Source organism: Corynebacterium vitaeruminis (genome assembly GCF_001054325.1).
GTDB lineage: Bacteria > Actinomycetota > Actinomycetes > Mycobacteriales > Mycobacteriaceae > Corynebacterium > Corynebacterium vitaeruminis_A.
Genome location: NZ_JVVM01000022.1, coordinates 1 through 12,999, shown reverse-complemented (window position 1 = coordinate 12,999; position 12,999 = coordinate 1). Strand labels below are relative to the sequence as shown.

Annotated in this window: 11 protein-coding genes; 6 read left to right on the top strand and 5 right to left on the bottom strand. The window is 55.7% G+C overall.

Annotated elements, in window-relative coordinates:
* The first annotated feature begins 52 nt into the window (after window positions 1–52).
* The 3 genes from ADA16_RS06050 (at window position 53) to yidC (ending at window position 4,073) form a co-directional block, all read left to right on the top strand.
* Window positions 53–1,816, top strand: coding sequence for an alkaline phosphatase D family protein (locus ADA16_RS06050; protein ID WP_239659367.1), 1,764 nt, complete (start codon window positions 53–55; stop codon window positions 1,814–1,816).
* Between the two features lie 344 nt (window positions 1,817–2,160).
* On the top strand, window positions 2,161–2,517 hold the full coding sequence (locus ADA16_RS06045) for a histone-like nucleoid-structuring protein Lsr2 (protein ID WP_048760105.1): 357 nt from the start codon (window positions 2,161–2,163) through the stop codon (window positions 2,515–2,517).
* Window positions 2,518–2,714: 197 nt separating this feature from the next.
* Entirely contained in the window at window positions 2,715–4,073 is a 1,359-nt protein-coding gene (gene yidC / locus ADA16_RS06040) for a membrane protein insertase YidC (RefSeq protein ID WP_048760104.1), read from the top strand.
* A gap of 54 nt (window positions 4,074–4,127) precedes the next feature.
* Here the strand turns inward: yidC and ADA16_RS06035 are convergent, their stop codons facing one another.
* The 3 genes from ADA16_RS06035 to ADA16_RS06025 all read right to left on the bottom strand — a co-directional run bounded on the left by ADA16_RS06035 (window position 4,128) and on the right by ADA16_RS06025 (window position 6,616).
* Window positions 4,128–4,748: a TetR/AcrR family transcriptional regulator gene (locus tag ADA16_RS06035; protein WP_048760102.1), complete on the bottom strand. Its 621-nt coding sequence runs from the start codon at window positions 4,746–4,748 to the stop codon at window positions 4,128–4,130.
* A gap of 328 nt (window positions 4,749–5,076) precedes the next feature.
* Window positions 5,077–5,370, bottom strand: coding sequence for a GlsB/YeaQ/YmgE family stress response membrane protein (locus ADA16_RS06030; RefSeq protein WP_048760100.1), 294 nt, complete (start codon window positions 5,368–5,370; stop codon window positions 5,077–5,079).
* 343 nt (window positions 5,371–5,713) lie between these two features.
* Window positions 5,714–6,616 (bottom strand): universal stress protein, encoded by a 903-nt coding sequence (locus ADA16_RS06025; RefSeq protein ID WP_048760099.1) that lies wholly within the window; start codon window positions 6,614–6,616, stop codon window positions 5,714–5,716.
* A gap of 297 nt (window positions 6,617–6,913) precedes the next feature.
* Here ADA16_RS06025 and ADA16_RS06020 point away from each other — a divergent pair, with 297 nt between their 5' ends.
* Genes ADA16_RS06020 through ADA16_RS06010 form a run of 3 tightly spaced genes read left to right on the top strand, consistent with a single transcriptional unit; the run spans window position 6,914 to window position 11,421 of the window.
* Entirely contained in the window at window positions 6,914–7,942 is a 1,029-nt protein-coding gene (locus ADA16_RS06020) for a pseudouridine synthase (RefSeq protein WP_048760097.1), read from the top strand.
* A 38-nt stretch (window positions 7,943–7,980) separates the two neighbouring features.
* Entirely contained in the window at window positions 7,981–8,775 is a 795-nt protein-coding gene (locus tag ADA16_RS06015) for an ABC transporter ATP-binding protein (RefSeq protein WP_193387492.1), read from the top strand.
* A 21-nt stretch (window positions 8,776–8,796) separates the two neighbouring features.
* On the top strand, window positions 8,797–11,421 hold the full coding sequence (locus tag ADA16_RS06010; protein ID WP_048760096.1) for an ABC transporter permease: 2,625 nt from the start codon (window positions 8,797–8,799) through the stop codon (window positions 11,419–11,421).
* A 113-nt stretch (window positions 11,422–11,534) separates the two neighbouring features.
* Here ADA16_RS06010 and ADA16_RS06005 read toward each other — a convergent pair whose 3' ends face one another.
* The gene (locus ADA16_RS06005) at window positions 11,535–11,978 is read right to left on the bottom strand and encodes a DUF2871 domain-containing protein (protein WP_048760094.1); all 444 of its coding nucleotides are present in this window, start codon (window positions 11,976–11,978) and stop codon (window positions 11,535–11,537) included.
* 91 nt (window positions 11,979–12,069) lie between these two features.
* Window positions 12,070–12,840, bottom strand: a complete 771-nt coding sequence (locus ADA16_RS06000; protein ID WP_048760093.1) for an SDR family NAD(P)-dependent oxidoreductase — start codon at window positions 12,838–12,840, stop codon at window positions 12,070–12,072.
* Window positions 12,841–12,999: the final 159 nt, after the last annotated feature.

Sequence of the window (12,999 nt, the reverse complement as noted above, 5' to 3'; positions counted from 1 at the left end):
TAATTTTTTCCACCGATGGCGTCATGAACTGAGAGGTACTGTAATGAGGGCTATGCCATCTTCAGATAATTCTCAGACTGCAGCCTCGAACCCGAACGGCGTGGTCTCGAATAGCGACGCAACAGCCCAAAAGCCTTTTACCCCTTCTCGTCGTACCGTACTGCGCGCCGGTGCTACCGGTGCCGCAGCCGGCGCTATCGGCCTGGCAACCGCTACCAATGCGGCGGCAAATGTCGAATCCCAGCCACAGTCTCCAGCTAATACTGGTGAATCCGGTGGTTTCCAGGTCTTCCAGCACAGCGTGGCCTCCGGCGATCCGCTGCCGGACTCCGTTCTTATCTGGACCCGCGTAACCTCGCACCCAGGCGATACCGCAGGTGCTAACCAGGGCCGTCCGGTTGCCCTGAAGTGGGAAGTCGCTTCCGATGAGGGCTTCGGCAACATCATTGCCTCTGGTGCCCTGAACACCGACCCGGATGCTGACAACACCGTCAAGATTGATGTCAAGGGTCTTTCCGCTGATTCCTACTACTTCTACCGCTTTACTGTCACCGCTGGTGACTACGCTGGTCAGGTTTCCCCGGTTGGTCAGACCCGCACTGCTCCGCCGGTGAACTCTTCGCCGGATCACCTGGGTATCGCGCTGACTTCCTGCGCTAACTGGGAGAGCGGTTTCTTCTCCGCTTACCGCGATATGGCGGAAAATGACCGCATCGACATCATCATGTGTGTCGGCGACTACATCTATGAGTACGAGGCCGGTGGCTACGCCGGCAAGGGCCCGGTTCGTGACCACAAGCCGGCTCACGAGATTATCTCTCTGGCTGACTACCGTCTGCGCTACGCCACCTACCGCACCGACGCAGACCTGCAGGAAGCTCACCGCGCAAAGCCGTGGATTGTGACCTGGGATGACCATGAGGTCGCCAACGACGACTGGCGCAGTGGTGCCGAGAACCACGACCCGGAGACCGAGGGCGACTACATTGCCCGCCGCGATGCCGCTATCCAGGCTTACTTGGAGTGGCTGCCGGTCCGCGCTGTCCCGTTCTCCAAGGGTGGCAAGCTCTACCGCAGCTTCCGCTTTGGCGATCTCGCAGATTTGACCATGTTGGATCTGCGCACCTACCGCGACGAGCAGCTGAAGTTCATCCGCGCTGGCCAGACCGATGACGAGAATCGCACCATGCTCGGCTCTGAGCAGTTTAACTACCTGCTCGGCCAGTGGCGTTCCTCGAGCGCAAAGTGGCGTGTCGTGGGTAACTCGGTCATGTTCACCCAGTGCCTGGTTCCGCCGCTGGATCCGGAGGCCACTCGCGCTGTCACCGAGCTGCTGAGCCTGCCGCAGGACGGTCTGCCGTACAACCTGGATCAGTGGGATGGCTACGCTGCTGAACGTCGTAAGCTGATTGACATCATGGATAAGGAAGGCTACGACAACGTTGTCTTCCTCACCGGCGACATCCACTCTTCCTGGAGCTGCAACGTGCCGAAGGTTCCGGGCCAGTACCCGAGTGGCGGCATTGCCGCCATTGAGATTGTCTGTACTTCCGTCAGCGCCCCGAACGTCGACGACATCGTGATGCTGCCTCAGGACAACCCGATTTCCCTGGCTGCTACCGCTGGTCTCAAAGCTGCAAACCCGTACGTCAACTACCTCGAGTTCGACCGCCACGGCTACGCCGCTGTCTACTTCGGCCGCGAGGACGTTACTGCTGAGTACCGCCTCGTCGAGGTCAAGGAGGAGCCGAACCAGCCACTTTACGTTGCCGCTACCTATCGCGGCAAGCCTGGTCAGGGCATGACTCAGGCTTAATCGCCCTCCCACCCTTTCGCTTTACGACGATCACCGAGAGCGCATCCTACACTGCCCTCGGTAGCATAACTGCTGTCTAAGACGGCCCTGCTTATTACGCAGGGCCGTCTTTTAATTTTCTCAATTACCCTGCACTATTAATCCAATTATTAACAAACCATGTATTTAATATAAGTTGCACAATCTAACTTAATTATCGTCAATGGACATTAAAATTCTTTGCACTTATACTGTGGGGGAATGAAAATAGGACTTGATATTGTTTGAAGTATCACGGTATTGAAGTTTCACCGTAAGCTTTCTTCATTATTGCAAGTTCAGCACCAAGTTTAGACAGGGATTCTATGGCACGCCGCGAGCTAATTCAGTACATCGACGACCTCGATGGGACTCCGCTTGATTCCGCGGATCACCAAGTCGTTCGTTTTTCCTTCCGTGGAAAAAACTATATTCTCGACCTTTCTCAGGAAAATGCTGAGAAGTTCGAGCAGGTATTAGAACCGTATATTGCGAAGGCATCTATTGACCACAGCACGGTTGTGGCTCCACGTAAGCGCTCTTCCGCCGCTAACCCCAATGCCGCTGAGGCTCGTGATCGCAATCGTAAGATTCGCCAGTGGGCACGAGAGAACGGCATGGATGTAGCGGATCGTGGTGCTCTGCCGAAGCACATTATTGAAAAGTACGAGAGCGCTAATTAGTTCCCCCTCCCCAGGTTCGCTTACCTTCCGCTGGATTTCATCCAGCTTTCCCAACTTAAAACAGGGTTCCGTCTCAGCGGGACCCTGTTTTAAGTTGGGGCACGTGATTCGAGTCGCTAGGATAGCGGCTGGAATCGGCACACCGGGCTTATCCGGTTGTCTTTCTTTTCTAGTCCTTGACATGGAGGAGTCGGCCCGTGGTTATTTTGGAACCATTTGTTTGGCTGGTCTCGTTTGTCCTTAAGGTGTGGCACCTTTTGCTGGCCTCAGTGCTTCACCTGCCGTCTTCCCTGTCCTGGACACTATCCCTCTTCCTGCTGGTGTTTACCGTGCGTAGCGCACTGGCATTCCTCGCGTTTCAGCAGTATGTCTCGGCGCGTAAGACGGCCAATCTGCGGCCGCAGCTGTTTGTGCTCAAGGAGCGCTACCGCAGGAGCATCGAGCCGAACTCTCCACAATACGTCAACTACGCCAGTAAGGAGATGCGCAAGAACGAGGGCATTAAGACCTCCGTTATGCTGGCACCGCTCTTTGTCCAGGTTCCTGTGATTATGGGTCTGGTTCGCATGTTGCGACAGATGCTGAAGGCCTCTGAGGGACCCGGGCTGCCTGCATCTCACAATGTCGGATTTATCTCCAAGGATGAAATCTCGAATTTTCTGAGTGCGACATTCTTGGGGCAGCCTCTACCCGCGTATCTGCGCATGAACCAGGAGCAACTGGAGATCCTCGGGGGCAATCGAGATTCGCTGTTGACTTTTTGCATTATCGGCATCGTGGCAGCAGCCATTTTTACCTGTTTTAACTTGGTCGTTTCCTACCGCCGGTTGCAGCGCACTCTCGACTATTCCAATAGCGTCAGCGTATTCCTCAGCAAATTCATGCGCGTAATGCTTATCTACGCACCGCTGATGATTCTTTTCGCGGGGTTCTTTGGCCCAACACCCGTGGCCCTAATTGTCTACTGGGTCACCAATAACTTTTGGACACTGACCCAAAACATTATTCTTACCCGTCATGTGGAGAAGATTTACCCGCTCACAGACGATTTCCAAACTCTGCAAAACCACCAAAAGGGTGAATACGAATCGGAGCGGGACGAAAAGAAGAAGTTAAAGCAGGCCAAGCGTCGCTTTTATATCAAATCCGCATTCGCTCCGTGGAAGATGAAGCAGTATAAGAGCGAATATGCCGCAATTGAGAAGGCTTCACAGGACCGTCGTAAAGCAAAACAGGAAGAAGAATATGCCCAGGCTTTGAAAATTGCGAAGGTTCGCTACATGGTGACCCAGATGCGGCCTGGCGCTCAGGACAATTTGCCGTCCCTGACGCAGGATATGAAGATTTCCTCGGGTATAGTTCCGCCGCTTCCCGGCCTGGCTAAAGTGCGGGACGACATGAAACGACAAGCCGAGAAGGCTCAAAAAGCACAGAAACGGCCGAAGCCAATCCTGATTGCGCAGAACCTGGGAATCATGCTCGGCCAGAATACGAAGAATATGGTTAAGAAAGCCACCGGCTCGAAGGAGTCGGACTGGAAACGCTTCCGGGATTAGCCCGTGAGTAAAAAGGCGCGAACTAGGGCGCGTTAAAAAAAGGGAATTAAGTATTTACGTGACCAGGTCACGAGCCAGGTCGCGCGCCATCTGCAGCGGGTTCAAGTCCTTGGACATCTTGGCACCCGCGAGTCCGCCGTCGAGGTAGAGCAACAGCATATTTGCGTGAGCGGACGGCATACTAGATTCATTTTCAGTCAGCAGCGTGTGTAGCTGTTGCCAAACCCAGGAACGGTGATTGGCTGCGGCCTGACGGATGTCCTGCTCCGACTCCGTTTCCGGCCGTGGATATTCACTTGCTGCGTTCTGGAAGTGTGAACCACGGAAGTCAATCGCCGGTTGTTCCGCAATACACTGATCGAAGAACGCGAGAATCTTCTCCGCCGGGGTATCCAACGAGGCCACTCGCTGCTCCCAAGCCTCCCGCCATTTGGCGTCGAGGTCTTGCAGATACGCGATGACTAGCTTGTCCTTGGATCCAAACAGCGAGTACAGGCTGGCTTTGGCGACATCAGCTTCCCGCAAGATGCGGTCAATGCCGACAACCCGGATGCCCTCCGTTGTAAACAGAGCTGTCGCTGATGCCAGGAGACGCTCCCGCGGACTGGGGCGGTTACGACGGCGAGAGGAAGCGCGGCCGCCTTTTACGCCCTTGCCCGTTGTCGCTTCTGCCACGGCAGTACCTCTCGTCCTTCCAAAGTCGCACCCTGTTTTAGCAGCTGCTTTATCGCAAATTCCGGCAATAGCGCCAATGCTTGAGCGACACTGAACAGGGCGTTCATAGTCTGTGATATTCCATTGTAGGCGTATCTGCGACTGTGATTTTGTAAAAGAACAAACTAGTCAGTCTTTCAGCCTCTAGTCCTACTTTAGCGTGCGATGATTGCTGCCCCCAACAGATGTCGCGACAACCGCAGAACGCCAACTTCACGACAACCGCACAACAAAAAGGGGCATCTCAATGTTATTGAGATGCCCTGCGCTGTTTGTTCAGTTAGTTGGTTTACTTACGCTTCTGAACCAGGCCGACAATCCACAGCAAAATCACGGCGCCGAGCAGACACGTAAGGAAGCTGAAGATCATTCCACCACCGGCGACATCAACGCCGAACAGGGTGAGCAGCCAACCGCCGAGGAAGCCACCGACAATACCGACGACAATATTCAGGGTGACACCCATCGAAGCATCGGTGCCCATAATCTTGGAACCAATCCAACCGGCAAGGCCACCGATGATAATCCAACCGAGGAAGCCCAGAGAGGGGCTAAAGGAGGCAGCAAGAAGAATCTCGTTCATGATAGATATTCCTTTCCGAAATCGTTCTGACTCAACTATAAGGCTTTCCAAAATATCTTGCACCTACTGCAAGCACTATCAGGCCATTTCGGCCACTGGGAAACTAGCGAGATAACAGTCGGATAACCACGGGAAAACCCTTATAGGATCTGTACTTTCTGCATGAAAACGGGGTTTATGCAGACGAGAGGCCCCATTTATATAAACCGAAGCCGACCTCCGAGACATGTCGGAAACCGGCTAGGTTCTACTTATAAATATTCGGTAACGGTTTCTGTTCTCGGCGCTAAACGCACCTCCACGACCGGTACCGCGTCTTTTCTCAGTCTCCTCGGAGTGCGCTTTAAGCGGCGTCAGTTTCCGGGCGGACAACCATCATCGGGCAGGCAGCAGCCTGCAGCAGTGCACGCGAGGTGGAGCCGAGCAGCATGCCCTTGAAACCACCGCGGCCATGGCTACCGACGACCAACAACTGAGCGCCTTCCGATGCGTCAGCCAGTGCACGAACCGGACGGTCACGGGTAACAACCTTCTTGATGGCTACATCCGGGTACTTCTTAGCGTACTTTTCCAGACGGTGGCCGAGCAGAGCCTTCTGCTCCTCTTCCACAACCTGCCACTGGCTCTGAGCTGCAGACAGACCGGCCAAGGAAGCCTGTACCTGCATGTCCATCCAGGTGTGAACTGCGATTAGCTCTGCACCGCGGGCATCGGCCTCACGGAATGCGTACTCCGTTGCCTTTTCGGAAATATCGGAGCCATCGACACCGACAACGACCGGGCCGTACTTGGTCTCATCGGTAACCAGGTTGTCCTCTCGGACAACAACAACCGGGCAGGATGCGTGGGAAACAACAGCTGCGGAAACCGAACCCATGACCATGCCAGAGAGCCCACCCAGACCGCGGGAACCCATAACCACCATGGTTGCCTGCTCAGACAAGTCGAGCAGCATGTCAATCGGGCTGCCCTCTTCAATCTGATGGCTGACATCAACCGACGGGGCAAAGTCGAGGGCAATCTTCTTGGCCTCGTTAATCTTCTCCAAGGTCTCGGCCTCAAGATCGTCGTAAAGCTCTTGCGGCGGAACCATGCCCTCTGCGTAGAGGAACTGCGGCATTGAATAGCTGCTGACCAGACGGAGCGGCTCACCGCGCTTCACTGCAGTGTTAGCGGCCCACTTGACGGCGGTCTTGGACGCCTCTGAGCCATCGACCGCGCACACAATGATGTTCTGCCTTGGCATTGATTGCCTCCTTATTATGCGATCCATAAAAATTGGCTCTCCGCGGCCAGACCGCAACGCAGCTACACCTATCGCACCTGCTTGGACGCCATTTTAATGGACAAGCGTTGCTATATGGTCAGCTCTTTCGAGCCAACCCCTTTATTACTTTCACCTCCACCCTACCCCCAATATGTCGAGACCAACAGGTCAAAATGTTGTCCGCCTACGCTATTAGGGGCGATACCAATACGACCGTGCGCTGGCAGCTCAGCTGGCACACCAGGTGAATCCGGAGCACCTGTTAAAGTCAGCCGTATGCGTCGCATGCCACTGCCCATTCGCGATGGGCTCAACCCATCCCGCATCGCCGCTCCCGGGCGCCGCGGCGATGCTCCTACCCGTGCGTGGGATCTGCTCGCAGGCGCTATCGCAGGTCAAACGCACCGCCATCCGGACGACGATGAAGCGGCTGTAGCTAAGCGCTTTGCAGATGGGCTGGTCGTTCGCGCAAACTCGGTGCCGTACAGCCCCGATGATCTGGTGAAGCCCGGCGCCGAAATGTGGTTTTACCGCACCCCGGCACCGGAGCGAACAATCGCGGGGCCGATGCCGATCGTCTTTCAGGATGACAACCTTGTGGTCGTCGACAAGCCGTCGTTTTTGGCAACGATGCCGCGCGGCCGACACATTACGGAGACCGCGGTGGTGCGCCTGCGGCGGGAGCTGGGGAATCCGGAGTTGGTTCCGGCACATCGCCTGGACAGGCTGACGTCGGGGTTGCTCATCTTCACTGCCCGGCGCGAAGTTCGCGGCTCCTACCAGGGGCTTTTCGCATCTGGGGAGGTTACAAAGCGCTATCACGCACTGACATCACCCACGCCCATTGCCGGCGCGGTCAGTAATTCTCTGCCCGAAACCCCGCTGGAGCTGCGCACGCGACAGCACAAAATTGCAGGCCAGATGCAGGCCTACACTCTCGCGGGCGAGCCAAACGCCCACACCACTGTCGAGCGCATTTCGCTTGTCGACGTCCCTTCGGACGCCGACGGCCTCGCTGCCGACAGTGGCCGCGTTGCGCTGTGGCAATTGAAACCCATCACCGGACGCACTCATCAGCTGCGGCTGCACTTGAGTGAGCTGGGCTTTCCCATCCTGGGTGACCAGTACTACCCGGAGATTCTGCCGCTGGAGGCCGAGAATATCTCGGAACCCCTGCACCTGGTTTGCGTAGAAATGAGTTTTGCCGACCCCGTGACTGGTGAACAACGAATGTTTCATTCCCGCCGTAGCGTGTTCAACCCGCTTTCGCTGCCGGATAGTCCCACCGCGCCCGATATTAATTAGACGTTAATCAGAAGTAATTAGAAGAAAGCCCTTTCCCCATGCCTGCTAAGCACGCAAAGTCATCCGCTATAAATCCCTCTAGTTCTTCTTCTGCGCACTCCGCCCCGCAGGCAGCTGCCTATGCCGAGGGGCTGACTAAGAAATACGGCATCGGCAATGCCGCAGTTACCGCACTGGACCATGTCGATATCTCTTTTGCCGCCGGTGAGTTCACCGCGATTATGGGCCCGTCCGGGTCGGGTAAGTCGACTCTGATGCACTGCATGGCCGGCTTGGACTCCGCGACGTCGGGAAGCGCGTACATCGGCACGACGGAACTGTCCAAGCTGTCGGATAAGGAGATCACAGCGCTGCGACGTGATCGCCTGGGCTTTGTGTTCCAGTCCTTCAACCTGGTGCCGACGTTGACTGCGGCGGAGAATATCACCTTGCCTATCAATATCGCTGGTCGGAAGGTGGATAAGCAGTGGTTTGAGGAAATCACCACGCGCCTCGGGCTGAATGAACGGCTTACGCACCGCCCCTCGGAACTGTCCGGTGGCCAGCAGCAGCGTGTCGCCTGTGCACGCGCCATTGTCAGCCGGCCGGAGATCATCTTCGGCGATGAGCCAACGGGCAACTTGGACTCGAATTCGTCGCGTGAGGTGCTGACAATCCTCCGCGATGCGGTTGATGACATCGGCCAGACCGTCGTCATTGTGACGCATGATGCCACTGCCGCATCCTACGCAGACCGCGTGGTATTTCTCGCTGACGGTCGTGTAGTTGGAGAGATTCGCAATCCCACGCCCGCCGATATTTTGGCGCGCATGGCCGATATTGAGAATCTTTAGGAAGGCAGGTCGTCTCTCCCCATGGCATCATCGTCTTCCACGCTCGGCCGCGTCGCCTGGCGCAATATTACCTCACACAAGCTACGCCTCGTGCTCACGATTATTTCGGTCGTGCTGGGTACAGCCTTCATCACCGGCGCATTTGTGTTCACATCTTCGCTGGACAAGGCCTTTAAGGGCGCGCTCAGTACCGCCTATGACGGCGTCGATGTGGTGGTGACGGCCCCAGCTGACAATCCCGGTGCGCTCACCCAAGAAACTGAGCAAGCAATCGAGGACTTCCCCGGGGTGCGCGGCCTCAACATTGGCAACCCCAGCAATAGCATCACGGCCACGGGAGCCGACGGCAAGCCGATTCAGACCAATGGTTCGCCATCGATGGGTCTTCCCTACTATCCCGCGCTCGAAGCGGTGGGCAACAAGGTCACGGTCACCGAGGGGCGCGTGCCGGAAGCACCCGGTGAGGTGGTCATTAACCCGACTACCGCCGAACTCGGCGACCTCCACGTCGGCACTGAAATCAAGGTGGCCACCCGCCTCGAGCGGGCGACGGTGAAGGTCGTTGGCATCGCTGATACCTCCATCGACGAAACCGGCTATCTCGCAGTATTTTTCACTCAAGATCAATGGCGCGAGCTCTACGGCAGAGACCGTCACGTGGATATGTTCACTCTCGCCGCCGATTCCACCACCGACGCAGCCACTCTCATCCGCGACATCGCGGCCGCATTCCCCGAGCTCAAGGTAGAGGCCGGTTCCACACTCGCCGACGAGGCCTCCGAACGCGTTTCCTCCGCCCTGAGCTTCGTCAACTACTTCCTCATCGCTTTCGGTCTCATCGGTCTGTTGGTCGGTATCTTCCTCATTTCTAATACCTTCACCATGCTGGTCACTCAGCGCATGAAGGAATTCGCGCTTCTCCGCGCCCTAGGTGCTTCACGACGACAACTCACCGCGTCCGTCCTCTTGGAGGCATTCATTGTCGGCCTCATCGGTTCCACACTCGGTGTAATCACGGGATTCGGGCTGAGCCAAGGATTATTCATGCTCCTCGATGCAATGAATATCTCCATGCCCGGCGACGGTCTGACATTCGAACCGATGGCAGTCATCGTGCCCCTCATTGTCGGCGTCGCAATTACCATGATTGCTGCCTGGACCCCAGCCGCCCGAGCTGGCGCCGTTCCACCTGTGGAGGCCATGCGCTCTGGGGATCAAACTACTGACAATGGTCTCAGTCAGCGTACCCGGACCGGCACTATGCTGGCAGCTGCTGCCATCGCCATCATCGTCTTGGCACTGCAGTGGAATGATGCGGAAACCAAGATCCGCGCCATTTGCGTTGGCACCGGAGCGGTGTTGGCCGTTGCCTCCGTCTGGCTTGTCGGCCCCGCGCTGTCCAAGCCTCTAATCGGAGGGTTGGGGCGCATTGTGGGTGCGCCTTTTGGAGCCGTCGGCAAGCTGGCGGCGACGAACTCCCACCGCAACCCGCGTAGGACGGGAACCACGTCGTTCGCGCTGACTCTCGGACTTGCGCTGGTGACCGTGATTGGCATGTTCGGCGGATCCATGAAGGCGGCGGTCAATGAATGGTCAGAGACCAATCTGACGGCTGACTTTATGCTCTCTCCGCCTCTGAGCGCCCATTCAGCTCTCCCCATCGGGGTCGAGGATGCGGTGAAGGACACCGATGGCGTCGAGGACACCGCGACCTTGTCGATTGGTGCGCTGATGGTTGTCTCGCCCGCAGAGGCCGACACGATGATGGCTTCCGACAGCGAACAAACGGAAGTCGGACAGGAAACTAGCAATGTGTCGGTGTTCAACTCCAACGTCGGCAAGTGGTACGGCACTCGTGCCATCCGGGGATCCCTTGACCTGGCGAAGCCGGATGCTGGCATTGTCATCAGCGAATCAACGGCGAAAAAGAACGGTTGGGACGTTGCCACTGAACTCGCAGTAGTTGCCAAGAGCGGCGTAACGCTGCTCCCCGTCACCGGCATCTTTGCTGACACTGGTGATCCAGGTCAGTCAATTATGTTGTCCTACAAAACCACCCAAAAGCATATTAAGAGCAGTCACCTGTTGCCGTTCCAGACCTACGTGGACGTTTCCGATTCCATCGCTGCAGATGACAACGCTATGGCTGAGATGAAACAGAAGCTTAGCGACGCCGTTGCGGACTACCTCATAGTGCAGGTGATGACTGCTAAGGAGTTTGCGGGCGTGGCTAATGCCTCTATCGATGTCATGCTGGGAATCGTCTACGCTCTGCTGGCGTTGGCGGTCATCATTTCCATTCTGGGCATTATCAATACTGTGGCGCTCTCGGTTGTCGAGCGCCGCCAGGAGATAGGTATGCTTCGGGCCGTCGGCATGCAGCGCTCAGGAATTCGCCGCATGATTCGCCTGGAGTCTGTGGAGATCTCCATTTTCGGGACGGTTATGGGTATTGTGCTCGGCTTGTTCCTCGGCTGGTCACTGCTGACCGTGCTGAAGGATGAGGGTCTTAGTACTATCGCGGTGCCGTGGCTGCAGATTGTTTTCATGCTGTTTGGTTCCGTGCTTGTGGGCGTTGTCGCTGCTCTCGGCCCTGGTAAGAAAGCCGCGAAGACGCCACCCCTAGCCGCTATTGCGGACGAATAATCGCCATTACATCAAAGTACCCCGTGCAGATACTGGTTCTGCACGGGGTTTCCTATTTCGTCTGAATGTCTTCGCCGAATCAGTTATCCGGCTTCGGCATTTCCGCTGGACGTTTACGCGGCCGCGTTGGCCTTGCGGATATCTCGCTCACGAATCTTGAGCGCCTTGTTGAGCAGTACAAAGAACCACACAAAGCCAACTGTCAGAATAATGTGACCAAGGCCTGCAATTCCCGAGTACATCGCACCCCAGGCCTCTGGGCCGGAAACAACGTGGACAATGCCATTTGCCACCATCATGCCAATCGTCCAAACAATGCCGACATTCTGAATGATGAACCAGCGATCAAAGCCCTTGATTGCTGAGATATTAAATTGGCCATCCAATGCCAATGCAAGCAGGAAAAAGATTGTGCCGAGGACAAGGAAATGCGTGTGCAGCGTATTGAGCTGCGTTTTATCCGTGAAATCCATCGCACGGGTGAATTCACGATAAAAAACGCCGGAGAGTAGACCAAAACCGAGGTAGACCGAAGCAGCAGTGAATAACTTACGCATACTCCGTAGCCTACTCAGCTAACACCGGTTTCTAAATAGGCTAGACCCAGGGGGTTAAACAAAAGTTTGATACTGCGAACTTACGTGGGCCTCAGACCAAACTTCCCATACGGGCAATCGCACGTCTCGGTAAAACCTTAAACAGCGCCATTACCAGGCCATAAATACCAGGTGCCACTTCCGCTTGCCCCCGCTCCGCCGCACACAACGTGCGCTGCACGAAATACTTGAGGTTCTGGTTCGGCATAAGACGCAGCTTCACCGACCCCGACTGCTTCACGACGTCCCGGAGAGCCTTAGTCTCAACCTTTCCCGGGTAACAGATGGTGACACTTACCCCATAAGGTTTTAATTCCTCCCTCAGACTAATCCCCCAATGTCGAATAAATGCCTTCGATGCCGTGTATACCGCTAATCCCGGCGTCGGAGCTACAGTAGAGATCGATGAAACCAGAATAATATGGCTATTCTTCTCGAATAGATCTCTAAGGGAATAGACCGCTGCGACTGTTCCACGAATATTCGTCTGAATCATTTGATTAACGTGGGCAAAGTCTTGGCGATTAATATCGCCAAAATTCGCGTAAGCAGCATTGAGGATTAAATAAACTATCGTCGCATGTTGTTGCTTAACATAGCTCTGGAGCTTATCCCCGAAATCTTCATCGGACTGGTCTAGACGAAGATAACGGAAGCGCGGACCTTGATTAGGAAAACCCCCGGCCTTCTTGCTGAAAGAACCATCCTTGCAGCTACGAGAAATACACCAAATTTCATCTACGTCAGGACGTGTCTCGCCAAGATGGTTGGCAAATGCGGCGCCTATACCGCGAGATGCTCCAGTAACGATTGCCACACGCATGTTCTAAAGATACAGCCGGCCGCGTATAGAAATAAAACGAACGCCGACAAACAGCTCGGCGCAGGATTAATAACACACCCAAGAATAAAACGCGCCAAATAAGTGACTCCCGTTTACTGTTGGGTGTAAAAAAAAGGGGCGCGCAGCACCCACCCCACA

Coding starts and splice junctions, on each gene's coding strand:
- ADA16_RS06000 (WP_048760093.1), bottom strand. CDS start 12,840: ATGCGTGTGGCAATCGTTACTGGAGCATCTCGCGGTATAGGCGCCGCA.
- ADA16_RS06005 (WP_048760094.1), bottom strand. CDS start 11,978: ATGCGTAAGTTATTCACTGCTGCTTCGGTCTACCTCGGTTTTGGTCTA.
- ADA16_RS06025 (WP_048760099.1), bottom strand. CDS start 6,616: ATGCCAAGGCAGAACATCATTGTGTGCGCGGTCGATGGCTCAGAGGCG.
- ADA16_RS06045 (WP_048760105.1), top strand. CDS start 2,161: ATGGCACGCCGCGAGCTAATTCAGTACATCGACGACCTCGATGGGACT.
- ADA16_RS06030 (WP_048760100.1), bottom strand. CDS start 5,370: ATGAACGAGATTCTTCTTGCTGCCTCCTTTAGCCCCTCTCTGGGCTTC.
- ADA16_RS06020 (WP_048760097.1), top strand. CDS start 6,914: ATGCGTCGCATGCCACTGCCCATTCGCGATGGGCTCAACCCATCCCGC.
- ADA16_RS06050 (WP_239659367.1), top strand. CDS start 53: ATGCCATCTTCAGATAATTCTCAGACTGCAGCCTCGAACCCGAACGGC.
- ADA16_RS06015 (WP_193387492.1), top strand. CDS start 7,981: ATGCCTGCTAAGCACGCAAAGTCATCCGCTATAAATCCCTCTAGTTCT.
- ADA16_RS06010 (WP_048760096.1), top strand. CDS start 8,797: ATGGCATCATCGTCTTCCACGCTCGGCCGCGTCGCCTGGCGCAATATT.